At 37.1% G+C, this 24,906-nt stretch carries 20 protein-coding genes and 1 pseudogene; 18 read left to right on the top strand and 3 right to left on the bottom strand.

Annotation, left to right across the window (positions count from 1 at the left end; translation table 11 throughout):
• Positions 1–251: 251 nt before the first annotated feature.
• The 15 genes and pseudogenes from JOE23_RS09055 (at position 252) to JOE23_RS08985 (ending at position 17,782) form a co-directional block, all read left to right on the top strand.
• Positions 252–1,265 (top strand): ABC transporter permease, encoded by a 1,014-nt coding sequence (locus JOE23_RS09055; protein ID WP_204437810.1) that lies wholly within the window; start codon positions 252–254, stop codon positions 1,263–1,265.
• Between the two features lie 40 nt (positions 1,266–1,305).
• Positions 1,306–2,190 (top strand): carbohydrate ABC transporter permease, encoded by an 885-nt coding sequence (locus JOE23_RS09050; RefSeq protein WP_204437808.1) that lies wholly within the window; start codon positions 1,306–1,308, stop codon positions 2,188–2,190.
• A 49-nt stretch (positions 2,191–2,239) separates the two neighbouring features.
• Complete coding sequence (locus JOE23_RS09045; protein WP_204437806.1) at positions 2,240–3,928, top strand: ABC transporter substrate-binding protein; 1,689 nt, start codon at positions 2,240–2,242, stop codon at positions 3,926–3,928.
• An 81-nt stretch (positions 3,929–4,009) separates the two neighbouring features.
• Positions 4,010–6,063, top strand: a pseudogene (locus tag JOE23_RS09040) (beta-galactosidase).
• Entirely contained in the window at positions 6,060–8,375 is a 2,316-nt protein-coding gene (gene yicI, locus JOE23_RS09035; protein ID WP_204437804.1) for an alpha-xylosidase, read from the top strand. Before JOE23_RS09040 ends, yicI begins: the two are co-directional and overlap by 4 nt.
• Before the next feature lie 165 nt (positions 8,376–8,540).
• Positions 8,541–9,161, top strand: coding sequence for a hypothetical protein (locus JOE23_RS09030; protein WP_204437800.1), 621 nt, complete (start codon positions 8,541–8,543; stop codon positions 9,159–9,161).
• Between the two features lie 48 nt (positions 9,162–9,209).
• The gene (locus JOE23_RS09025; RefSeq protein ID WP_204437799.1) at positions 9,210–11,303 is read left to right on the top strand and encodes a beta-galactosidase; all 2,094 of its coding nucleotides are present in this window, start codon (positions 9,210–9,212) and stop codon (positions 11,301–11,303) included.
• Positions 11,304–11,582: 279 nt separating this feature from the next.
• Positions 11,583–12,233 carry a bifunctional 2-keto-4-hydroxyglutarate aldolase/2-keto-3-deoxy-6-phosphogluconate aldolase gene (locus JOE23_RS09020; protein WP_204437798.1) on the top strand — a complete coding sequence of 217 codons (651 nt, stop codon included), beginning with the start codon at positions 11,583–11,585 and terminating at the stop codon, positions 12,231–12,233.
• The gene (locus JOE23_RS09015) at positions 12,230–13,240 is read left to right on the top strand and encodes a sugar kinase (RefSeq protein ID WP_204437797.1); all 1,011 of its coding nucleotides are present in this window, start codon (positions 12,230–12,232) and stop codon (positions 13,238–13,240) included. Before JOE23_RS09020 ends, JOE23_RS09015 begins: the two co-directional genes overlap by 4 nt.
• A gap of 22 nt (positions 13,241–13,262) precedes the next feature.
• The gene (gene kduI / locus JOE23_RS09010; protein ID WP_204437795.1) at positions 13,263–14,093 is read left to right on the top strand and encodes a 5-dehydro-4-deoxy-D-glucuronate isomerase; all 831 of its coding nucleotides are present in this window, start codon (positions 13,263–13,265) and stop codon (positions 14,091–14,093) included.
• Positions 14,094–14,118: 25 nt separating this feature from the next.
• Positions 14,119–14,901: a 2-dehydro-3-deoxy-D-gluconate 5-dehydrogenase KduD gene (gene kduD / locus JOE23_RS09005; protein ID WP_204437794.1), complete on the top strand. Its 783-nt coding sequence runs from the start codon at positions 14,119–14,121 to the stop codon at positions 14,899–14,901.
• Between the two features lie 354 nt (positions 14,902–15,255).
• Positions 15,256–15,507, top strand: coding sequence for a hypothetical protein (locus tag JOE23_RS09000; protein ID WP_204437792.1), 252 nt, complete (start codon positions 15,256–15,258; stop codon positions 15,505–15,507).
• A gap of 427 nt (positions 15,508–15,934) precedes the next feature.
• Positions 15,935–16,255 carry a hypothetical protein gene (locus JOE23_RS08995; protein ID WP_204437790.1) on the top strand — a complete coding sequence of 107 codons (321 nt, stop codon included), beginning with the start codon at positions 15,935–15,937 and terminating at the stop codon, positions 16,253–16,255.
• A 684-nt stretch (positions 16,256–16,939) separates the two neighbouring features.
• Positions 16,940–17,404 (top strand): DUF4879 domain-containing protein, encoded by a 465-nt coding sequence (locus JOE23_RS08990; RefSeq protein WP_204437789.1) that lies wholly within the window; start codon positions 16,940–16,942, stop codon positions 17,402–17,404.
• A 3-nt stretch (positions 17,405–17,407) separates the two neighbouring features.
• Entirely contained in the window at positions 17,408–17,782 is a 375-nt protein-coding gene (locus JOE23_RS08985; protein ID WP_204437788.1) for a hypothetical protein, read from the top strand.
• Between the two features lie 286 nt (positions 17,783–18,068).
• On the opposite strand, the gene JOE23_RS08980 is transcribed toward JOE23_RS08985, so the two are convergent.
• The 3 genes from JOE23_RS08980 to JOE23_RS18180 all read right to left on the bottom strand — a co-directional run bounded on the left by JOE23_RS08980 (position 18,069) and on the right by JOE23_RS18180 (position 22,264).
• Positions 18,069–18,830 (bottom strand): IclR family transcriptional regulator, encoded by a 762-nt coding sequence (locus JOE23_RS08980; RefSeq protein ID WP_204437787.1) that lies wholly within the window; start codon positions 18,828–18,830, stop codon positions 18,069–18,071.
• A gap of 119 nt (positions 18,831–18,949) precedes the next feature.
• Positions 18,950–20,512, bottom strand: coding sequence for a response regulator transcription factor (locus JOE23_RS08975; protein ID WP_204437786.1), 1,563 nt, complete (start codon positions 20,510–20,512; stop codon positions 18,950–18,952).
• 42 nt (positions 20,513–20,554) lie between these two features.
• On the bottom strand, positions 20,555–22,264 hold the full coding sequence (locus JOE23_RS18180; protein WP_204437785.1) for a histidine kinase: 1,710 nt from the start codon (positions 22,262–22,264) through the stop codon (positions 20,555–20,557).
• Between the two features lie 122 nt (positions 22,265–22,386).
• Here JOE23_RS18180 and rhaM point away from each other — a divergent pair, with 122 nt between their 5' ends.
• The 3 genes from rhaM to bglB all read left to right on the top strand — a co-directional run bounded on the left by rhaM (position 22,387) and on the right by bglB (position 24,808).
• The gene (rhaM, locus tag JOE23_RS08965) at positions 22,387–22,737 is read left to right on the top strand and encodes an L-rhamnose mutarotase (RefSeq protein WP_204437783.1); all 351 of its coding nucleotides are present in this window, start codon (positions 22,387–22,389) and stop codon (positions 22,735–22,737) included.
• Positions 22,712–23,545 carry a sugar phosphate isomerase/epimerase family protein gene (locus JOE23_RS08960; RefSeq protein WP_204437781.1) on the top strand — a complete coding sequence of 278 codons (834 nt, stop codon included), beginning with the start codon at positions 22,712–22,714 and terminating at the stop codon, positions 23,543–23,545. Before rhaM ends, JOE23_RS08960 begins: the two co-directional genes overlap by 26 nt.
• A 171-nt stretch (positions 23,546–23,716) precedes the next feature.
• Positions 23,717–24,808 (top strand): beta-galactosidase BglB, encoded by a 1,092-nt coding sequence (bglB, locus tag JOE23_RS08955; protein ID WP_204437779.1) that lies wholly within the window; start codon positions 23,717–23,719, stop codon positions 24,806–24,808.
• Positions 24,809–24,906: the final 98 nt, after the last annotated feature.

Raw genomic sequence — 24,906 nt, 5'->3', positions numbered from 1 at the left:
GATAACGGACGCTAATGTTGTGATTCACTCAACTACCAATCAGTGGGAGAAGAACGAAACGCCCACGGATTGAAGGTTCGTTTTATCCGTAGACTATGAGACTGTGACTATGGAAATATACGACGTCTTCTTTTTGCTGGTTTTTATGTCTAGATAGTGATGTATTCATTGTAAGCGTTTACTTATATAATAAATATAACAAAGCTTAGAGATAGAAAGGCAATTTGGATAAAGCAAGGGAGAGAGAAAAAATGAGCAAAAACTTATCACCAGTTACCCCGCAATCGAATATGCCTGTTGCGCCAACGATTAATCAAGCTGGAAAGAAGGGAAAGCAGCCTAAACGATCGCCTGGTGAGAAGAATGGTTGGCAGCGGTTAAAGAATCAAAAAGCACTTCTTCTTATGTCATTACCATTTGTTATTTGGTTAATCGTCTTTCGTTATTTACCTGTTTTTGGCTGGACAATGGCATTTCAAGATTATCAACCACAGAATAGCTTCTTTGAACAAAGCTGGGTTGGTCTAAAGCACTTTAGAGATTTATTTAATGAGCCTACTTTTTATCGTGCATTAGAAAATACAATCGGAATGGGGATTTTAGGATTAGTCTTCGGTACGCTAGCGGCTATTACCTTTGCCTTATTGTTAAATGAAATGCGATTCACCAAATTTAAAAAGTTAACGCAAACGGTCTCTTATCTACCCCACTTTGTTTCTTGGGTGATTGTAGCAAATATTGTCACAACCATGTTATCAATAAGTGGTCCTGTTAATAACCTGTTAACTTCAATCGGATTAGTTGATTCACCCATTAATTTTATGGCAAGACCAGGAATGTTTTGGGGTGTGGTAACGGCTGCTGAAGTATGGAAATCAACGGGCTGGAATGCGATTATTTACTTTGCAGCTATGGCTGGTACCGATCCGCAACTTTATGAGGCAGCTAAAGTGGATGGTGCATCAAGATGGCGGCAGATGTGGCATATCACTTTGCCGAGTATCCGACCTGTTATTATCGTGCTACTGATTCTTAATATTGGTAACTTAATTAATATTGGATTTGAGAAACAGATGTTATTAGGAAACAACATTGTTAGTGAACGTGCGCTCGTTATTGACCTATATGCTTTAAATTACGGTATTGGGATGTTCCGCTATTCATTTGGGACCGCGATTGGTATTTTTAAATCTGTTATTAGCGTTATTCTTATAGTAATTGCAAATAGTGTAGCTAAAAAGGTAGGAGAAGGTCGGGTGTTTTAATTATATTTTAGACAGAGGTTTTTGAGAGGGGAGTACTACCATGAAAAAACGCCGGATAACGGTTTTTGATATTGTTTTACTCATTTTAATGATCGGTATCATTATTGTGACGCTGTACCCGTTTTTGAATATTTTGGCTATTTCTCTTAATGATGCGACAGATACAGCAAGAGGCGGGCTTCACATCTATCCGCGCCAATTTACATGGGCCAACTATCAAGAGATATTCGGTGGAAGGAATAATTTATGGTCAGCCTTTGGTATGTCAGTATTGAGAACAGTCGTTGGAACGGTAACAGGTATCATTGCGAGTACCATGTTAGCGTATACCTTAAGTCGGCGAGATTTTATTTTTAATGTCCCGATTAGTATCATTCTTGTCATTACCATGTTTGTTAGTGGTGGCTTGATACCTGAATATATGTTGATTCGTGAATTAGGTTTAATGAATAACTTCTTAGTTTACATTTTGCCACTGTTATTATCGGCTTTTAACGTCATTGTGATTCGATCGTTTATGGATGGCATTCCGATTGCATTAACAGAATCGGCAAAAATGGATGGCGCTAATGATTTTACAATTTTTTGGAAAATAATTATTCCATTAAGCTTACCTGTTGTTGCAACGATTTCATTATTCTTAGCGGTTCAACAATGGAATAGCTGGTTTGATACGTATTTATACGCGCGTGGGAATGCAAATTTATCAACGTTACAGTTTGAATTAATGAAAATACTTGATAACACGAATATTCAAAGCGGTGATGTAACATCAGCTAATGCAGAGATTATTGCTGGTCAAACCAATCCTCAGTCGATTCAGATGGCAATTACCATTATAGCAACGGTACCGATTTTACTTGTCTATCCATTTTTACAACGCTATTTTGTAACGGGATTAACGCTAGGTGCAGTAAAAACATGATATTAATGAAAGTTAATATAAATAAGCATTTAAAAAATGGAGGGTAACTATGAAAAAGACATTATCAATTTTTATCTTGTTGTTCGTATCAGGTCTCCTTTTCTTAGCGGGATGTGGCGGTGATAGTGAAGAAACCAATGCAGATGGTGATGATGATGGAACAACTGAAGAGACATCTGCCGAACCGGTGACACTCACTTTTTATAATGAAGATGGTGAAGATAAATCGTTTGATGACCCTGTTGCACAAAAAATTACTGAAGCAACGGGAGTCATTTTAAACATTGATTATCCAGTCGGTGGAAATGATGAAACCATTCCGTTAATGATTGCGAGTGGTGATTATCCTGATCTAATTTTTGCTAAAGGTGATATAGGGATGTTAATTGACGCTGGCGGTGTGATTAAGCTCGATGAGATGATTGAAGAGCGAGGCGATCATTTAAAAGCGATGTATGGTGACCAATTGGATCGTTTACGCAATTCAGTTGATGATCCGAATATTTATAATGTAGGAACTGCTGGCGTGCACGATGAACCGTTAGAGACATCAGGTACGTTCCAAATTCAATTAGATGTCCTGCGTGAATTAGGTTATCCAGATATTACCACTCTAGAAGAATTTGAAGATGCCCTAACAGAATATACTGAGATGTATCCAGAAATTAATGGACAAGAGACGATTCCATTATCGTTGCAAGGTAGTGATTGGCGTTGGCTCATTACAGTTGGAAATCCAGCAGGGTTTGCGGGTGGTTTTCCAGATGATGGCCAATGGTCCGTTGATACCAACACTGGTGAAACGATTTACAAATTTTTAGAACCAGAATACCGCGACTATTTTAAATGGCTCAATGGTATGAACGCAAAAGGCTTGTTGGATCCTGAATCATTTACCCATACACAGGATACTTATATCTCTAAAATCTCTTCGGGAAGAGTATTAGCCGTTGCTGATCAAGATTGGAATATAAATGATGCACGTTTTGCATTAATAGAAGATGATATGGAAGAACGCACTTATGCGCCCTTACCAGTAACGTTAAGTGAAGATCATGTTCACCAAGCTTTAAAAGATTATGGTTTTGCTAGTGGATGGGGCATTGCGATTTCGTCTACGAGTGAACAGCCCGACTTAGCTTTTGACTTTTTGAATTGGATGGCTTCAGAAGAAGCACAAATCTTATTGAATTGGGGAATTGAAGGTGAACATTATGAAATAGTTGACGGGCAACGTGTATTATTTGAAGAGGTTCGCCAGCGCATGAATACAGACGGGAATTTTTCGAAAGAAACTGGCTTCGGTTACTATATACATCCGTTCCCGAATTGGGGAACAGGAGCTGTCGATTCCAATGGCCAATCGATTACGGTGAATACACGAGAACAAGTGATTGAAAATCAACTTGATGTGGAAAAAGAAGTGTTAGCAGAATATGATATGGAGCTTTGGATTGATTGGTTCCCATCTCAAGATGACTTACAACTGTCTAATCACGGCGCAGCTTATAATTTCTCGATCCCAGCAGGTTCAGATATTGCGATTATCCAGCAACGTGCTGATGATATTACTGAACAGCGGATTACCCAAGCGATTTTAGCAGATCCGGAAGATTTTGATGACCTTTGGGATGCGATGCTTGATGAACTTGAAACCGCTAATGTAGAAAAATTAAATCAGGAGATGACAAAGTTGACGCAAAACATACTTGAATTATGGGGTGGAGAAGTGAATTAAATTTAAAAGATGAGCCTGCTTTCCTATCTGGGAATCAGGCTCAAGCTGTTCTGACCTTTACATAATAGGAGGGATCGATTTATGTTAGATAAACGGTTAAAGAAAATTTGGTATGGTGGTGATTATAATCCCGAGCAGTGGGATGCTGAAACATGGGCAGAAGATCAGCGCATGTTTAAATTGGCAGGTATAGATGTAGCTACTGTTAATGTTTTTGGCTGGGCACTGATCCAATCCGATGAAGTGACTTACGATTTTTCCAATTTGGATAAAACGATTGATCGTTTATATCAAGATGGGATTTATGTTTGCTTGGCGACAGGTACGGCTGCACATCCTGCTTGGATGGCAAAGCGCTACCCAGATATTGCTCGAGTAGACTTTGAGGGGAGAAAGCGAAAATATGGTGGTAGACACCATTCATGTCCAAATAGTCCAACGTATTTAAAATATGCCTCTCGTTTAGCAGAGAAAGTAGCTGAACGCTATCACGACCATCCGGCTGTTGTGCATGGCATGTTTCAAATGAATATAGCGGTTATTGTTATTGTGAACAGTGCGAGAAGCAATTTAGCGTATGGTTAAAACAACGCTATCAAACGCTTGATGCCTTAAATAAAGCGTGGAACACGGCGTTTTGGGGGCATACTTTTTATCAATGGGATGAGATCGTTGCACCAAGTGGTTTATCCGAAGAATGGCAAAACGGTCAGAACAGTAATTTTCAAGGGATGTCACTCGATTATCGTCGCTTTCAATCTGATAGCTTACTAGAAACATATAAGTTAGAACGGGATCGAATCAAGAAATACACTAGTGACCTTCCTGTTACAACGAACTTAATGGGATTATATCCAGAATTAGATTATTTTAAATGGGCTAAGGAAATCGATGTTATATCATGGGATAACTATCCATCGATTAATACACCGATTAGTATGACAGCAATGACCCATGATTTGATGCGCGGATTAAAAAGCGGTCAGCCCTTTATGCTGATGGAACAAACGCCTTCACAACAAAATTGGCAAGCCTATAATGCGTTAAAACGTCCTGGAGTGATGCGATTGTGGAGTTATCAGGCGATTGCTCATGGTGCAGATACAGTGATGTTTTTTCAACTTCGTCGCTCTCGTGGAGCCACTGAGAAGTATCATGGTGCAGTGATTGAGCATGTCGGTCATGAACATACCCGTGTTTTTAAAGAATGTGCTCATTTAGGCCAAGAATTGCAAACGTTAGCTGATCAAACGATGGGTACTCGTGTTAAAGCTAAAGTAGCAATTACCTTTGATTGGGAGAATCGTTGGGCGATTGATTTATCAAGCGGCCCGTCTATTGCACTTGATTATGTAGAAGAGGTTCATAAATACTATCAAGCTTTTTACCGGAAGAATATTCCAGTTGATATGATTGGTGTTGAAGCAGATTTAAGCCAATATGATATGGTGATTGCTCCTGTGCTTTATATGATCAAAGATGGTCATGCTGATCGGTTAAAAACATTTGTCACCAATGGCGGCACGTTTGTTACCACCTTTTTTAGTGGGATTGTTAATGAAGCGGATTTGGTGACATTAGGAGGCTATCCTGGTGAACTTAGAGAACTTGTTGGCATTTGGGCTGAGGAGATTGATGCGCTTGATCCTACGGTGAAAAATCATATAACTTTTGATAAACGATACGGAAAGTTATCGGGAAAATACATGTGTAGTACATTATTTGACTTAATTCATAGTGAAGGAGCAGATGTACTCGCTACTTATCAATCCGATTTTTATGCGGGCATGCCGGCATTAACCCGAAATCAATTCGGAAAGGGTCAAGCTTATTATATTGCTTCAAGTCCTGAACAACGATTTATTGATGATTTTGTTGCTATCCTTCAAGATGAAAAGCAATTAACGCCTATCCTTGTGTCTGATCCTGGTGTCGAAGTTTGTGCGAGAGAAGACGCTGATCAACGTTTTCTGTTTGTTATCAATCATAATAAAGAACAAGCGCATTTTCATACAGGAGAACATGGTTATGCTGATCTTTTAAACGACCAAAGCTATCATGGGTTATCAAGGATTGAGGGGCGTGGTGTGCTTGTATTAAAAGACAAAAATAGAGAAACGGAGGAAAGACAATGAAATTTACAGACGGAAATTGGCTAGTAAAAGAAGGATATCAGATTCATTTTCCAAAAGAAGTATATGATTTTAAGGTTGAAGAAAAAGCAATCACACTATATGCGCCATGTAAATATATTAACCATCGTGGCGATACACTAGATGGACCGCTGTTAACGATTAAATTAACGGCACCACTGGACGATGTTATTCGTGTTCAAACGTGGCATTTTCAAGGTGAAAAGGAGAAGTATCCCAATTATGCTATTGCTAATCAAAATCAGGCATTGAATATAAAGGAAACAGAGCAACAACTGATTTTTTCGAGTGGTGCGCTGACACTTAAGCTGAATAAGCAAGATTTTCAACTGATTTTTGAAAATGTTGCCGGTCGATTAACCAGTGCTGATCAAAAAGGATTAGCTTGGATCGAAGGGACGGATCAACAAACGTATATGAGAGGCCAGCTTAAACTAGGTGTGGGTGAACATTTATATGGATTAGGAGAACGTTTTACCCCGTTTGTGAAGAATGGTCAATCGGTCGATATTTGGAACGAGGATGGTGGAACAAGCTCAGAACAATCCTATAAAAATGTACCTTTCTATTTATCTAGTAAAGGCTATGGCATTTTTGTTAATCATCCGGAAAGAGTCAGTTTTGAGTTAGGTTCAGAATTAGTATCACGCGCTCAATTTAGTGTCAAAGGCGAAACATTGGATTACTACCTTATTAATGGACCGACACCGAAAGAAGTGATTAGTCGCTATACAGCGTTAACGGGTCGTCCTGCATTACCACCTGCTTGGTCATTTGGACTGTGGTTATCGACATCTTTTACAACTAACTATAATGAGGAAACGGTCACCCATTTTGTTGATGGCATGGCAGAGCGTGGTATTCCATTAAGTGTCTTTCATTTCGATTGCTTTTGGATGGAGGCATTTGAATGGACGAATTTCATCTGGGATCGCCAGAATTTCCCAGATCCAGAGGGAATGTTAAAGCGGTTAAAGGATAAAGGCTTGAAGATTTGTGTCTGGATAAATCCATACATTGCGCAAAAATCACCATTATTTATCGAAGCCCATCAAAATGGTTATTTGCTCAAGAAGCCAAATGGTGATACATGGCAATGGGACCGTTGGCAGGCGGGGATGGGCATTGTAGACTTTACGAATCCAGAAGCGGTTAAATGGTTTCAAGATCACTTAAGAACGTTGATTGATATCGGGGTGGATTCGTTTAAAACCGATTTCGGTGAACGGATTCCAACAGATGTTATTTACCATGATGGCTCCAATCCAGAAAAAATGCATAACTATTATGCTCAGCTCTATAATCAGGTCGTCTTTGACTTATTAAAAGAAGTTAAAGGTGAGCAAGAAGCGATTGTATTTGCCCGTTCTGCAACGGCGGGTGGTCAACAATATCCTGTCCATTGGGGTGGAGATTGTGACTCGACTTATGAAGCAATGGCAGAAAGCTTGCGTGGTGGTTTATCTTTAACGACTTCAGGTTTTGGCTATTGGAGTCACGATATTGGTGGTTTTGAAAATACCGCTTCTCCAGATGTGTTTAAGCGATGGACGGCTTTTGGGTTGTTATCAAGTCATAGTCGCTTTCATGGCAGTGCGTCTTACCGAGTACCATGGAGTTTTGACGAAGAAGCGGTTGATGTCGCACGTCATTTCACTCAACTTAAAAATCAGTTAATGCCCTACTTGTACCGGCATGCTGTTGAAAATAGCCAATCAGGTATTCCAATCATGCGCGCAATGCTACTTGAATTTCCTGATGATCCATTAACAGAAACACTTGATCGGCAATATATGTTAGGTGATCGTTTACTGGTTGCACCGATTTTTAATGAAGTGGGACTTGGATCATTTTACTTACCGAAAGGCAGATGGACACATCTATTATCTGGGGAAGTTGTTGAAGGTGGCTTATGGATGAAAACTGACTATGACTACTTTAGCTTACCATTATTTGTGCGAGAACACACCGTCTTGCCGATCGGAAGTGATCAGACCAAGCCTGTATACGATTATGCAGAATTTGTTACATTACGCCTGTATCAATTACAAGACAATAGTAAGGTAGAGCTACCTATTTATAATAGTGAAGGAATATTGTGTAAGCGTTTTACCGTTAAAAAAGAAAATGATAAAATCCAGGTAAGTATTACCAATACAAAAGAGCCATTCTCTATAGAAATCATAGGGAATGATCGGATCTCTTCAACTACAGCTGGTCACCTTGAAGAAACACAAACAGGTGTAAAAGTAGGAGTTGCCGAAGGAATCAATAGCTTAACTTTAACATTGTAATCATTGGCGGGCATGTCATTTATTTGCCCGCCACTTACATATTTTTATACGTTCGGAAACCATAAAATTTTAACAAGGAAGGAGAAAACGATGAAGTTAAAATTTTCAAGCACCTGGTTCGCTAAAGGACGGGTGAATGTGAGTTATTCTAAAATGAGGTGGAATATGATTAAGCTAAAAGATGCGCTAGCAGGGATGAAGACAGCCGAGAAAGTCGAATACATTTGGGAATATTATAAGTTACATATTATCGGCTCAATATTTTTGCTTGTATTTGTCTGGTTAATGGTTAATGGTTTGTTAACGAAAGATGCTGAACCATTAGGCATAACGGTAGTAAGTGAAGCGACTTTAGCAGAATTAGAGACTGTTGAAGAACAGCTCCTTTTGCATATGGATAATGATTTTGACATTCTGTTTGAGTATATGCAGCATCAAGGTGGTATCGTCGTTGGTGACAGCTACGAAATGTTAGAACGCTTAGCCACGAGCATTGGTGTTGGACAGGTTGATTTGCTCGTGACTAATGGCCCTTTTGCAGAACAATTAATCGATGAAAATATTCTCTCACCATTAGACGAAATGATGGAGCTTGATCAACTTGGTTCTAGCCACGAAAGATTAGAAGTTGATGGTGTTACTTATGGAATACGAACAGCTGATTTGCTTTTTTTTAAAGAACATCAAACATTTCAAGATACATACCTTTTCGTTCCTGAATCTGGAAGGAATAAAGAAGAGAGCCAAGCTTTAATTAAGTATTTATCCGATACTAACGAACAATGACCCCCAGCTCATTTTGTTTTAGACATCTAACAACAATGGAAGAAGTGAATGAAGATGTATTCTATAAGTGCAAAAAAAATTGAACAGAAGATGACATATGATATTCCCTTTTCTAATCGCTATCAAGATCAACTATTTGCAGCAACCAATCGCTTTTTAACCAAAGATAGTCAACCATGGTATCCGCTGATGGGTGAGTTTCACTATTCGCGTTATCCTAAAGCCGATTGGCTGATGGAACTGTATAAAATCAAATCAGGTGGACTCAATGTTGTGGCTAGTTACACGATTTGGATTCATCACGAGGAAGAGAAAGGACAATGGGATTTTTCTAATAACCGTGATTTGCGTTGTTTTATTCAATATTGCCAGCAAGCAGGGCTATATTTCTTCTTGCGTATAGGGCCTTGGATTCATGGTGAAGTTAGAAATGGTGGTTTCCCAGATTGGTTGATTGATCGGCCGATCGAGACAAGAACGAATGATCCCCAATACCTAACGTATGTTGAACAATACTTCAAAAAAATATATCAGCAATGTAAAGGTTTGTTGTTTAAAGACGGTGGACCCATTATTGGTGTTCAGATTGAGAATGAATACGGGCATGCCGGTGGTCGTAGCGGTGCTCAGGGTAGAGCGCATATGCAAACATTAAAGGAGATGCTGTTAGCAATTGGTTTTGATCTGCCTTATTATACAGCAACAGCTTGGGGAGGTACGGTTGTTATTGACCAAGAAACATTGCCGGTTTTTGGCGGCTATATCGATGCTCCCTGGGCTCAAACATTAAAGCCGCTACCAGCAAACGATAATTTTCTAATTACCCCTTACTTTGACGACCCATTGATTGCCAATGATTTTAATGAAAGCATGGCTAATCAACCAACAACAAATGATCTGAACAAGTATCCGATCTTGACCGCTGAACTAGGTGGTGGTTTACAAGTTACTAAACATCGGCGTCCATTAGTAGAAGCCGGTGCTACCGAGGCACAAGTATTAGCTAAGTTGGCTTCAGGGGCGAATGGACTTGGCTATTATATGTATCATGGTGGTACCAATCCGCTTGGCAAAAAAAGTACCTTACAAGAATCGACTGCGACCGGATCATACACTGATGTACCGATTTTGTCTTATGATTTTCAGGCTCCAATTAGAGAGTCAGGGTTATTTCATCAAAGTTATCGTCGTTTACGTAAATTGCATCTTTTTATTAAATCATTTGAACGCCTGCTTACGTTATCCCAACCGATTTTTCCTAATGATTATGTTACAGATCCAGAAGACACGACGGCGATTCGTTACAGTATCAGACATTGTGCTGAAGTAAATGGTGGTTTTTTGTTTATTAATCATTACCAGCGTGATCGATGTATGGAGCGACATGATGATGTCCAATTTCAAATCGAGCTTAATCAAGAAATTATTACAATTCCCCCACTTACGGTTACAAATGGTTATAAGGCTATTTTGCCGTATAATGTGCCAATAAAAAATTCTGTGATTAAATCAGCAAATGCGAGTTTACTCTGTCAATTAGCAGATGAGACGGTAATCTTTTATCATTCAGAGCCAAGTCAGGCTGCTATAAATGTGGAAGGTGATCGATTATCATACATCGTGATTTCAGAACAAGACGCAAATAATGCATTATTGATAAATGGTAAGTTGTATGTAACGTCTGCTGATCAATGGTTTGACCAAGAAAATCGCTATGTTTTATCACCGAAACCTGTTGAAACAGATGTTTATCCGGAAAAGCGAACGATCACTACGCATTTTGATAGGACAACAGCTGATCTGGTTTATCAACAACAAATAACAGATCAAGCATTTTGTCAATATCAATTGGATCTAGCATTTAGTTTAAGCAAAGACACTTATGATCTACTGCTAAAGATTGATTTTATTGGTGATCAAGCGGTGTTATTTGCTGATGGTGCACGGATCGCAGACTGGTTTGCTAATGGCGAACAATGGGTTGTTCCACTTAGACGCTTTCAATATCCAGAACAGTTAACGTTAAACATTTACCCGACTTGTGAAAACGTTTATTATGAAATGCCAATGCCCGAGGGATGTGAGGCCACTTCAATAAAAGTCGAGCCAATCTATTTCAAGAGCTACCCACTAAAAAAGTAACTGCGTAAGCTTTTCTTTGAGAAATAAGTTATAACCATTTAAAAAAACTGACTTCTGAGTCAGTTTTTTTGTTGTCGTACGCCTCATTTAGCCGAATATAAGCGATCTGACGTATAGTGAATCTTGTCTTGATTAAGTCAGTGAGCCAGATGTTAAGGTGAAACTTTTAATATATAAAATATCAAGTTTTTGGTTGAAAAAATGTAAGCGTTTAGCTATAATGAACTTGAAGTTTCTTTATGATAAAATTAATTTCCAAATAAGAAAGTGGGTGTTGTGTTGAAAAAATATCAAATACTCTCCAAACTGATGGAAGATAAACTTGTAGCTGTTGTACGCGGGGATTCAGCACAGGAAGCAGAACAAATTGCAGAAGCGTGCTTTGCAGGGGGAGTTAAAGCGATCGAGTTGACATTTACGCTTAATGATGCGGCAGATGTGATTAAGAAGCTAGCGGCAACTTATTCAGATTCTGACATGCTCATTGGTGCGGGAACTGTGTTAGACGCTGAAACGGCTCGAATAGCGATTTTGGCAGGCGCACAATTTATCGTCAGCCCAGGGTTTGATCAAGATACTGCAGTGCTATGTCATACTTATCATATTCCTTATTTACCTGGTTGTATGACACTAACGGAAATGCAGACAGCCGTCAGAGCGGGTATTGATCTGATTAAATTATTTCCAGGTGAACTTGCAGGTCCTTCTTATATTAAATCAGTTAAAGGTCCATTACCTGATCTGCAAATCATGCCAACAGGCGGTGTTGATCTTAACAATCTGCTTGATTGGTTTGAAAATGGTGCGGTTGCGGTTGGAATTGGGAGTAACTTAACATCATTGAAAAAACTAGGTTCTTATCAAGCGATAACAGAACAAGCCCAACGTTATGTCACAAAGGTCTCCAGTCTAGGGCGTGATCATTCATGACAAAAATCGTGGTGTTTGGTGAGATATTGGCACGCTTTTCGACTAAACAAGGAGAACGTTTAGCCCAAGCTAAACAATTACAACTAAATTATGGTGGTGCTGAAGCCAATGTGGCTATTTCCTTAGCTCAATTTGGGCATGAAGCATTGTTTGTCAGTAAGCTACCTGATCACGCCTTGGGTAAGGGGGTTACGCATTATTTAAAATCTTTAAATGTATCAACTGCTGCTATTCAATATGGTGGCGAGCGCTTAGGAACCTATTATCTTGAAGTCGGTGCTGGTAATCGAGGATCACAAGTCGTTTATGATCGTAAATTTTCGAGCTTTTCCAGTTTAACGACCGAAGAGTTAGACCATGACGCCATTTTTGAAAACGCATACTTACTGCACGTTACAGGTATCACCCCCGCGCTATCAAGCGATATGGTTAAAGTAGTTGAGCACTTGTTTAGCGAAGCGAAAAGCCGTGGTGTACGGATTAGTTTTGATTTTAATTATCGTGCAAAGCTATGGTCACAAAAACAAGCAGGAACTGTATTTAAGCGATTGTTACCTTATATAGATATTTGTTCTTGTGGTGAATTGGATCTGATATATTTGTTGGATTATCCAAAATTAGCAGATGAGTTGTCCCATGAGGAAAAACTGCGTCAATATTATCGTCAATTAAAAAATGATTACCCCAATTTGAAGTGGTGCATGTCGACACAACGTGAAAATATCTCAGCCTCACAAAATAGACTAACCGGTTATCTATATGCTGATGACACATTATATCAATCTGAAGTCTATCATATTGATCATATTATTGATCGAGTTGGAGGTGGGGATGCATTTGTAGCAGGGATTCTTCATGGTCTAATTAATAAATGGAAATTTGATACAATTGTATCGTTTGCAACAGCTGCTTCTGTGTTGAAACACACGGTTTACGGTGATGCAAATCTGGTAACGGAAGCAGAAGTGATCAACATGTTAAGTCACGGTCATCAAATTTCAAGATAATAAGATGGAGGAATGATAAGGAATGGAAACACGTTATGCTACAGACCCAGAAGGGATAAAACGATTAACAACAGAGGAATTGAGACAGCAATTTTTAGTAGAAACGATTTTTAAACCTGGTGAAGTAACACTAACCTATACCCATCATGATCGGATGATTTTTGGTGGAGCAACCCCAACCTCTAAAGATTTAACGATTAACTTAGATAAGCAGCTTGGTGTCAACTTTTTTTTAGAAAGACGTGAGCTCGGCATCATTAATATTGGTGGAGACGGATTTGTTGTGCTCGATGGTGAAACATACGAAATCAACCATCGTGATGGTCTTTATGTTGGAAAAGGGACAAAAGATATTTTGTTCCGCTCAAAGGACGCAAGCCAACCTGCTAAATTTTATTTAAATTCAACACCAGCACATCATAAGTACCCAACGGTAAAATTAGATATTAATAAAATGACACCATTAGAAAAGGGTAATGCAGAAACGTTAAATGAGCGTAAAATTTATCAATACATTCATCCAAACAACTGTGAAAGTTGCCAGCTGCAAATGGGTTATACCATGCTTGGCCAAGGTAGTGCATGGAATACGATGCCTGCGCATACCCACGAACGCCGGATGGAAGTATATTTATATTTTGATATGGAAGCAGATACGCGTGTATTTCATTTTATGGGTAAACCAGAAGAAACGCGCCATCTTGTGCTGTCAAATGAACAAGCAGTGATCTCACCAAGTTGGTCAATTCATACTGGTGTGGCAACGAACAACTATACATTTATTTGGGGGATGTGTGGTGAAAATATTACTTATGATGATATGGACCACATTGAAATGAGTCGCTTAAAGTAATCATTTATCTTAGGAGGTTGGGAGAATGGTAGAAACGTTAAAGGACTTCTCACTTGATTTGTTTTCAGTAAAAGGTAAGGTGGCAATTGTCACAGGTGGAAATACCGGCTTAGGGCAAGGTTATGCTGTTGCATTGGCTAAAGCAGGTGCAGATGTATTTGTTGTGAGTTATGATCAAGATTGGCAAGAAACACGTGAATTAATTGAGGAAGAAGGAAGAAAGGTTGAATTTTTTCAAGCGGACTTAACTGATCGCAATCAAATTAAAGCAGTTGTTGACACATGTCTGAACGTTTATGGGCAAATTGATATCTTGGTTAACAATGCAGGAACGATTCGGCGTGCGCCATTATTGGAATATAAGCCAGAAGATTGGGATGCCGTTATCGAGATTAATTTAAATGCGGTTTACTTATTAAGTCAAGAAGTAGCTAAAGTGATGGTGAATCAAAAAAACGGTAAAATCATAAATATTTGTTCCATGTTAACCTTCCAAGGTGGAAAATTCGTGCCACCATATACAGCAAGTAAACATGCTGTTGCTGGCGTAACGAAGTCATTTGCCAATGAACTAGCTGAACACAATATTCAAATCAACGCGATTGCACCAGGCTATGTAGCGACAGCCAATACAGCACCAATTCGGGCAGATGAGAAACGCAATCAAGAAATTCTATCTCGAATTCCAGCCGGAAGGTGGGCACAACCCGCAGACTTAATGGGCACGGTTGTGTTTTTATCAAGCCCAGCGTCAGATTATGTGAATGGTCATGTTCTAGCGATAGATGGTGGATGGTTAGCGAGATAAGATAAACATTCCTGAAGTGGTTAGGGCTTCATCTTTGCTTTTAAACATGCTTTTAGAAAAAACGAACAGATCCGCTTTGGATATTTGGCGACTCTGTTCGTTTTCTTATTGAAAATTACTATTTCGTCAATTTGCTTGCGGTTAGGTTAAAACAATTAATCTTGAAAAACACGTTACATATTTTAATGAGAATATAGCTGGTGGAATTGGGTGGCGTAGATGGAACTTATGAGGATAGCGCTAATAATAATCTAGCAAATCAAATTTTTTTACTTTTTATGTATTTAAATTAACAATTAAATGTTATATAATGGATTTTTATAACGTTATCAAAAACAAAAAAAGATGATTTCTATGAAAACAAAAATTAAAGGACTATTGACCAAATCTGTATCAATTTTTTTAAGTGCGTTATTAGTGATGATGACATTCTCGCCCGTTAGTGTGATATCCGCTGCAGAAGAATATGTTGAACCAGAAATTACCTATGTGACAAACTCAAAAGAATATTTGGAAAGTTTGACCGCAGAGAATGAGGACTTGAAGAAAGAAATTCAGAGCCTTCAAAACAAGGATACAAGATTGAAGAGGAATCCCTTATTATAGAAGATGTTAAGGTTATTGTTTATTCAAATACCGATAAAACAACTCAAGGTTTTATACAAGTAAGTGACGACGAATTTACCATATTAGAAGCATCTGTGGACGTTGATGGGGATGAGGACGGAGGAGTAACAACACTCAAAGCTAAACCTAGCGTGAATACTCAAATATGTAGTATGTTGATGGCTGGATCTGGTCTCGCTATAACAACAATATATTCTCAAGTACTAGCAGCTATAGGTACTGGTCCAGTAGGTATGGCTGCTTACACAGTTCTTATGACATTAGGGGGGGGATATCTAGGTGCGTTTTGTTAATATTATATTAAATAGTATTATTGTAGGGAAAATTAAATATTCAATTTAACATTGTTTAAAGTTATTTTAATTATCTTAGCTTTAAGCATTATTTACACGAAAGGAGAATTCCAATGGGAATGAATAAAGAGATAGTAAAAAGGATGGTTAATTTTAAATCTTTACTAATACAAATGATTCTCTATGGTATTGGAATAAATTTAGCTAGTAGTTTATTTTCTCCGTATAAATTTGATATATTAATACCTATCAGTACTATAATAGGAATAGGAATAGCAATGCCTGTAATTTATTTCTTTTTGAATAAAAAAAGTTTTGAGCCCATGCTTCTACCAATGGTGTCTTTAGTAGTGATACTGTCTCTTCCGTTTATAGTAATAATTGCAATTGCAACATATTTCGGTATGGAATTTGTAATTAACATAATTGTGTAATGTTAAAAATTATTACTAAATAAAGCCTACTTTCCTCAAGGGGGAAGTACTGCGACGAAGTAATCCGCCAAGATATAGACTCATCGGCGGATTATTTGGGTTCTTTGTCAAATGCCGTTGTTGAGAATTTTTTCCGATAAATTTATTAAGTTATTTCACAAACATTTAAGTTACCATATACAGTCTTGTTAGTGAATGTCCATTGGCAATATAAACAACTATATTGGTGAAGGAAATGGTGGCAATCTTCTTTGCCTAGCAATCAAATATTTTCCAATGTTTGCTTTGTCTACACGTTAACCTTGTTAAGGACTTATCTCTATAGGCCATTACTTACTCTATTATCCTATTTTTAACAAAAATGAGGATAAAGGATCCCTTTTTCACCCTAAGAATCCATTTTAAAACTAAAAATCCAAATGAAATCCCATTCTCAAAGACCATGAATATCATTTACTTAAACGAGCGCTCCAAATTTTTACCTTAACACTAAAGACTTTTACAATATGCTTATACCTTGTAAAAAAGATCTTTTCAAGGGGCTTTCTATTGCTACAATGTTATTATATAGACAAATCCAAAAAGTTATTCTTTGCATTTTGGAAATAATATTTAAAATATGGTGAACATTACCGATATATATTATGTATCCACTATAAATAAAAATGAGGAGTTGGTTTTACTTTGAAGAAAATTTATGGCTTGATATTTCTGATGTTGTTAGTTATAACTCCAATATTTAACACAAATTCAGTTTCTGCTGCATCTGCTCCAAGATTAACAGAGGTAAGAGTTGTAGCAATTACATCAGATGGAAACGATTTTGTTTGGGAAAACATCGCTTCGAACCAATTGAAAGCAAATAATCCATTGGAAGGAGAGACACTTTATCTTAAAGTGCTTTTTATGGGGTATCCAAAGACTTTTCTTGCAAGCAGTGGTGGAGAAAATCTTTATCCTCATGTAACCAAATATGATTCTGTTGCTCTTGAAGATCGTCGTACGAGAATTGCTTATGGTTTCTATTATTACCTTAAAGTACCTATGGAAAGTCTTCCCTATAATAACATCCGAATTACTGGAATAGATCATATGTTAGGCACTCAAATATTAGCTAATCCAATTAGCTTTGATAAAGTGGGAGGGTAATTGATGATAAGTTCTGTTTCAAATTCTTATGATGTAACGAAAGATCCTAGATTTTTGGCGTTCAACAGATTAGCTACTGAAAATTATGGTGGAGACAAAGTAGCAGATGAAGATCGTTATTCCATAAGCTTTTCAGAATTCTGTGAAAAGCTTGAAAAGGGAGAAATAGTGGAACCAAAAAATACTGCAAATATAGCAAATAGATATGTTGAAGCAAACTGGGATTTTCGAGTGGAAAATACATTCGAAAAAATAAATCCAGAATTAGGAAATAAAGTTCTGGAGATCATTAGGAAGTCCTATCAATTAGGAATGGTAAATGAGGATAATATGTTATTAAGAAATAAAGCGATTTATGCTTATACACATTCTGTATGAGATAGGTATTTATACGATTCAAGCGAACTGGAACAATCGAGTGGAAGTAATAACAAACAAGCGGCAAGCCTAGTTATTCCTACGAAAATCTATGTTAAAAGTCAAGGCTTATATTTAATATTACCTTTACCTTTATGCTATCTTGGCTGAACCTGAAAATTCAGATGTGAATAAAATGCGTTTTCACTTTTTCTCAATTAAAGTGTAAAAGCGCATTTTAATATGCTCACAAATATCATCATTTATTAACAAGTAAAGAGCCATTCGAAGATGGCTCTTTACTGATTTATGTTAGTTCTTCAACAATATTATCTTTGCAGATGAGGATATTACTAATCAGATCAGTTAAAATCGCATCTGTTAACCGGTATTTGGGTAAACTGACGCTGATTGCCCCATAGTTTTTTTCGTTGACTGTTATGCTACTGCCGATACAAAACACTTCAAAATCATGTTCACCATCATCAAAAGCATAACCTTGCGTTCTTATTTTGTTAATTTCTTGATAAAGAGCGTTCGTTGTTACAATCGTATTTTCTGTTTTTTTAACGAGTGCATTATGGTCAAGGTAGTGTTCGATCTGTTGATCGGTGAAATCAGCTAAAACGGCTTTTCCCATCGCAGAACAGTATAAAGGGATTGATTTTCCAATTTCTGAGTAGAGAGAGACGGGTTTTTTACTTTCAATTTTTGATATATATTTAATATGATCCAATTCGTAGATGCCAAGATGGACAGTTTCCGTTGTTGCTTTTTGTAATTGTTCAAGATGTGGCTGAGCAATTTGCTTAATGCTAATTTGGTGCAAGCTTTTATTTGCATATTTAATCAAACGTGGACCTAGACTGAACATTTTAGTATCAGGGTCTTTTTGTACGTATCCGATTAATAATAGGGTATTTAAAATTTTTAAAGCAGTTGGATTGGTTAATTCGGTTTGTTTAGCAATATCACTTAACCTTTGTGGATTATTGTGACGTGATAAAAACTCAAGGATGTGATCAGCTTTTATCAGTACACTTCCATAAGGTGGTTTCGTTTGTGCCATATAAAGACCTCCATATTATGATGAAAATATCACCCACAAGTATATCAAAAAGTTGTCCATCTGCCACCTTTTTATTTGTCACTATCTTTATCGGAATGAGTGATCAGAATGGTTATGCTTTACTTGATATCTTCTTGGATAAGTTGAGATGGTGAATAGCCCATTTCTTTTTTAAAAACAGCAGTAAAGTAAGCTGGGTTATCAAAACCGACAGCTTCAGCAACTTCATAGATCATATAGTTTTCTGTTAGTAATAATTTGCGGGCTCGCTCAATCCGTACTTTAGTTAAATAGGCTTTAAACGTAATCTTCATTTTATTTTTAAAAAGCTGTCCTAAATAGTTTCTTGAAATATATAAGTTTTCCGCAATTTCACTTAATGTGATCGGCTCTGAGAGATGATTTTCAATATAGCACAGAACTTCTTCGATCAATTTAGAGTGTCGGATATTATCTTGGAAAAGTGCTTCTTTACTTAAACGTTCAAGTAATTGATTAAAGAATTGATCTAATTCTTGCCAAGAGCGAAATTGGACAAATTGTTGGTATAAATTAAAAGAAACATCGACTTGATTAGCTATTTTGATTCCATTGTCTTGTAGCTCATATTTAAATATGGTCCATAATTCAATACCGACATGTAGAGCAATCGAAGGTAAAAATGCCTGATCATTCATTTTACTAAAAAAGTTTTCGAGTGTGTGCTGTATCAACTGAAGGTCAGTGGAGCGGATTGCTTGGGCCAATTGTTTTTTTAGTGGTGTGATTTCGTTCGTAAACGATTGTTGCTGTGCTGATTTCATTAAAAGACTATGAATGCCAGAAAGTGTCTCCGTCCACGTGACGACATAGTCACCTAGAACGACGTCAAGTTTAACAGGCAACAGTTGATGTAAATTTACTTCCGTTTGCTTTAAGATAGATTGGACTTGATTAGATAATGCAGTTTGTTGATCTGGCGTTGTATGTAAACACAAAATACTATTAATCCGATCAATTTCAATATAATGATAATCGAATGCAAAATCATACAACGTATCTTGAATAATGTTAGCAATAGCAAAATGCATCAGCTGATTATGATGCGCTAATCCATTACTTTGATCGAGAAATGTGAAGCTCATTTTAATGGGCAGGTGAAGACGTGAAGCCCACTGATTAATGACTTTTTGTTGATTTACTTGTAATGTTGTCAAATTAAGCTGTCCTTTAATGGCTAATTCAATTAATTCCTCTGTTATATATCTATCATATTGCTTTACTTTCGTTTTATATTGTTGATAATTCTGCTGATCTTTACGATTATTTTCAAGCTGGTGTAAGACGGTTTCAATCGTAGAAATAATCGTTGTTTTGGAAGCGGGCTTCGATAAATAATCGACGATCTTTAATTTTAAAGCTTGTTGAGCATGTTTAAATTCGGAATAGCCACTTAAGATAATAATCTCATTTAAAAATTGATGTTGACGAAGTACTTTAATCATTTCAATACCATCCATTTTAGGCATATAAATATCGGTAATGACAAGGTCAGGTTGTTTAGATAAAATCACTTCTACACCATTTTTACCATTTGTTGCGGTACCAACGACTTTACAGTTGATATTTGCATGAGAAAGTGTGGACTCTATTCCATGAATAACTTGTTTATCATCATCTACAATAACAATTGTCCATTCCATCTTTGCTCCTCCTTTGTAGAAAACACTGCTTACTCGTATCCATTAAATAAATGATAAAGCTTTCTTATCTCTTATAACCGGAAAGGTTAATTGCACCTCTACCCCACCTTGTTCGCGATTCGAAATCATTAGGTTAGCCTTATAGTTGAAATAGTTATTTAATCGTTCTTTCACATTTTTTATGCCATAGCCTCCAGTCTTTGCTTTTTGGTTGCTTTTAGAAAATGAAGTAGCACCAACACCATTGTCTTGAATGGAGATAAAAACTTGCTGATTTCGTTGAGAAATATTAATGCTAATTTTACCACCTGCCATTTCTTGAAAACCGTGAATAATCGCGTTTTCGACAAAGGGTTGTAAAGTTAATTTTGGTATGCAAGCGTCTTTAATTTTTTCCTCTAAATGAATAGTATATTGAAAGGCATCACTGTCTTTAATTGATTGCAGTTGCAAATATTTTTTTACATAGTTGACTTCTTCCTCAAGTGTCATAATACTTTCACCGTTTGATAATCCGGTTCTTAACATGTCACCAAGTAACTCTATGATTATACTCATGTCATCATCACCACGTTCAATTGCCCGCCAATTGAGTTGGTCTAATGTGTTATATAGAAAATGGGGATTAATATTCGCTTGTAGTGCTTTTAACTCTGCTCGCTTATGTTGGCGATATTTTTTTATTAACGAATGATGCAAGCGCTCATTTCTTTTAATAAGGTTTTGATAACCATTAAATAGCTGAGCAAATTCATTTTGATAGTCATCAGGTATATCTTGAATCGTACGTGTTAGTTGATAGTTATTCATCAAATCTGTAAGCTTATGGATAGGTTGTGTCAGCTGTTTTGTTAAAAATCGAATGCCAAAAAAGGTCAATATAATCAATAGTGAACTCATGATTAATAAATGTTGAGCTACCTTTTTACTTTGTGCAGTTAATTGTTGATAAGGTGTGACCCCAATTAAATTCCACTGATAGGGGACGAGTTCAGTAGAAACAATTAATTGTTCTTGTTCGACAAGATAAGGATCACTTGTTGTATGTAAAGGAACTGTTGGATGGTAGTTTTCACCAATTCCTTGATGGTCAGTACTGGCTAATATATGTGAGTGTTCATTAACTAAATAAAGGGTGGACGCATTTGAATGAGAGCGAAGCCAACTTTCAACAATTAGTGGGTCAAGGTTTAGAATCACAATTGCTTGCGTTTGTCCACGAGAATTTTTAATTGCACGTGCATGGCTAATAACAGGCTCCTCACCCGTGATCATTGCAACGGTCCGAATACCAATCCAAGATGCAGATAGATCGTCCAATACGTCAATCCAACCCGATCCATTAACCTGATCAAGTTCATAATAGCGAACAGGATTTTGGATATTATTTGTAGGTGCGTTGTTTAAATAAATTTCGATCGAATGAAGTGAGCCATTGCTATATACCGAATTAGAAAAATCAGTCGTAAGCGTGTAGACTTGGTGATATGTTCTATTTCCATTTATGACCTGATTCAAACTACTTTGTCTCGATAAAACAACAGAATTATTTTCTATTGAACGTAATTTCTCATCAATATTTTGACTGATCAGATCAAGATTTGTTTGTTGCTGTGTCGCTGTTAAATTGATCATTTCATTAACAGATACGTGATAATTGACGTAGATGATCATTATTAAAACGGAAAAAAGGAAAACGGACAAACTAATAAATAAAATGTTTTTATAAGAATACTTCTTGAATAATTTCACATAGCTGCCTCCAAAATAGTTGATTTCTTATAAAGAAATTTAGTTTTTTATATAGAAATAACCATCTTTATTATATATAATAATGTAAGGGTTTTCAATATTTTTTTGATGGAGGGCTAGTCATGTTAAGAAAAGCATTTAAGATGAAAGTGTATCCTGATCAACATGAAACCTATCACCAACGCCATCAGGATCTATGGCCGGAATTGCTTCAGTTATTGAAAAGTCATGGTGTGATCAAGTATGCCATTTATTTAGATCGTGAAACGAGCGATTTATTTGCCTACCTTGAGGTGGAAGATGAATCAAGATGGGAACAACTAGCTACTGATCCGATTAATAAAGAATGGTGGGCTTACATGGCACCGATCATGGAAACCAATACAGACCATAGCCCAAAAACAGTTGAGCTTTCTGAAATGTTTTATATTGAAAAGGAGGAGCATGATGAACATAGGGATAAGGGCACATGATGTTGAAAACAAAGATATCTTAGATTTGGCTCAAAAACTTAATCAGAAAGAGATTCACTCTATTCAACTCGCTTTAAAGAAATCAGTAAAAGAATGGCAGATTTCCACGGCAAGTTTAAACACAGGTTTAGCTAAGTATATCGCAAATATTCTTCATGATAAGAAGATCAATATTGCCGTATTAGGCTGTTACATTAATATGATTGATCCTGATTTAGAGCAACGCGAGCAGGCGTTAGATTATTTTAAAGCCCATCTTCGCTTAGCGAGTGATTTTGGTTGCAGTATCGTTGGATCTGAAACCGGAAATGTTCATTCGCAAATGGGTTATACAACCGATAATTTTACCGAAGCAGCTTTTTTAAAAGTGGTTGACAGCGTACAAATATTAGTTGAAGAAGCTGAACGATTTGGTGTCATTGTTGGTATTGAAGGTGGTGTTAATCATCCTATTTATACGCCGCAGTTAATGAAGCGTTTAATAGATGAAGTGAGCTCTAATCATCTTCAGGTTATATTCGATCCGGTTAACTACTTAACACTTGATAATTATCAAAGGCAAATGTCAATAATTGATGAGGCCTTTTCATTGTTTGGAGATCGCATCGCTATTATTCACGCAAAAGATTTTCAAATAAAAGATGGTCAGCTTTACATTGTGCCCGTTGGACACGGTCAGCTTAATTATGCTCATTTGTTTACTAAGATTAAAGTTGCTAAGCCGATGATTCCAATATTATTAGAAGAAACGAAAGAACCGTATATTAACCAAAGTATAGCGAAGTTGACACAAATTTATCACAGATAAACGTCCGTAAACCCCCCCCTTAAAATAGAGCGTAGACCAAATCGATTGAGGGGGAGGCTAACGGACGCTAATGTCCTGATTCACTCAACTAACCATCAGTGGGAGAAGAACGAAAACCCCACTGATTGAAGGTTCGTTTTATAAATCGATTTAGCAGATGGAGGCGAGATCATGGATCAATTGAGTAAAGCATTAATCATGAGTAAGATTGAAGAATTAGCTACAAATTTATCGGAGATTAAAGATGAGACGGGTGAATTTTTATTGGATTTTGATGGATTAATTGTTGATGATAAAAGTTGGCATGTTTGGAATTGGCCCCAAGGTGTAGGGTTATACGGTCTATATCAATATTGGAAAATGACCAGAAGTGAGACAGCGATTCGTATCCTTAAAGAATGGTTTAGTCAACGTTTGCTCGAAAGCTCTCCCCCGAAAAACGTGAATACAATGTCACCTCTTTTGACAATGGCTTATTTGTATGAAGAAGAAGGTATGACTGAATACTTACCGTACTTAGAGCAATGGGCAGATTGGGTCATGTATGATATGCCGCGAACAGATGAAGATGGTCTCCAACACATGACTTATGGACCGGAAAACAAAAATCAACTTTGGGCAGATACATTAATGATGACGGTTTTACCGTTAGCCAAAATCGGTAAATTATTAAATCGCCCATCCTACATTGAAGAAGCGAAAAAACAATTCCTATTGCATATTAAATACTTGGCGGACAAAAAGACGGGATTATGGTTTCATGGGTGGACCTTTGAAGGACACCATAATTTTGCTTCTGCTTTATGGGGGAGGGGGAATTGTTGGGCCACCATTGCAATTCCTGAAATCATTGAATTACTTGATTTAACAGAAGGAGACGCACTTTATGACTATCTCGTTCACACCTTTGAACGTCAAGTGGAGGCGTTAGCACTACATCAAGACGAGAGTGGTCTATGGCATACGTTAGTTGATGATGTCACCTCTTATTTAGAAGCTTCGGCCACTGCTGGTTTTTGCTATGGTATTCTAAAAGGTATTCGCAAACGCTATATTTCTAAACGTTATTTACCAATGGCACAAAGAGCAATTGAAGGGATTCTAAATGAAATCAATCAAGATGGTGCGTTAGAGAAAGTATCGATTGGTACAGGTATGGGAGAGGACTTAGAATTTTATCGTCAAATTGACCAAACGACAATGCCCTATGGTCAATCTTTAGCCATACTTTGTTTAACCGAATATATGTATATGTATATTTAAATGCTTTAGAACATATGTAAGCGTCATGATAGATAGGAAACTGTAAAACATCAAATATTAGATGCTCAACTTTCTTATCTAAATTTTCAGGTTCAGCC

It is taken from the genome of Amphibacillus cookii (assembly GCF_016908375.1).
In the GTDB taxonomy this organism is placed as follows: domain Bacteria; phylum Bacillota; class Bacilli; order Bacillales; family Amphibacillaceae; genus Amphibacillus_C; species Amphibacillus_C cookii.
This window is presented reverse-complemented; position numbering and strand designations above follow the sequence as displayed.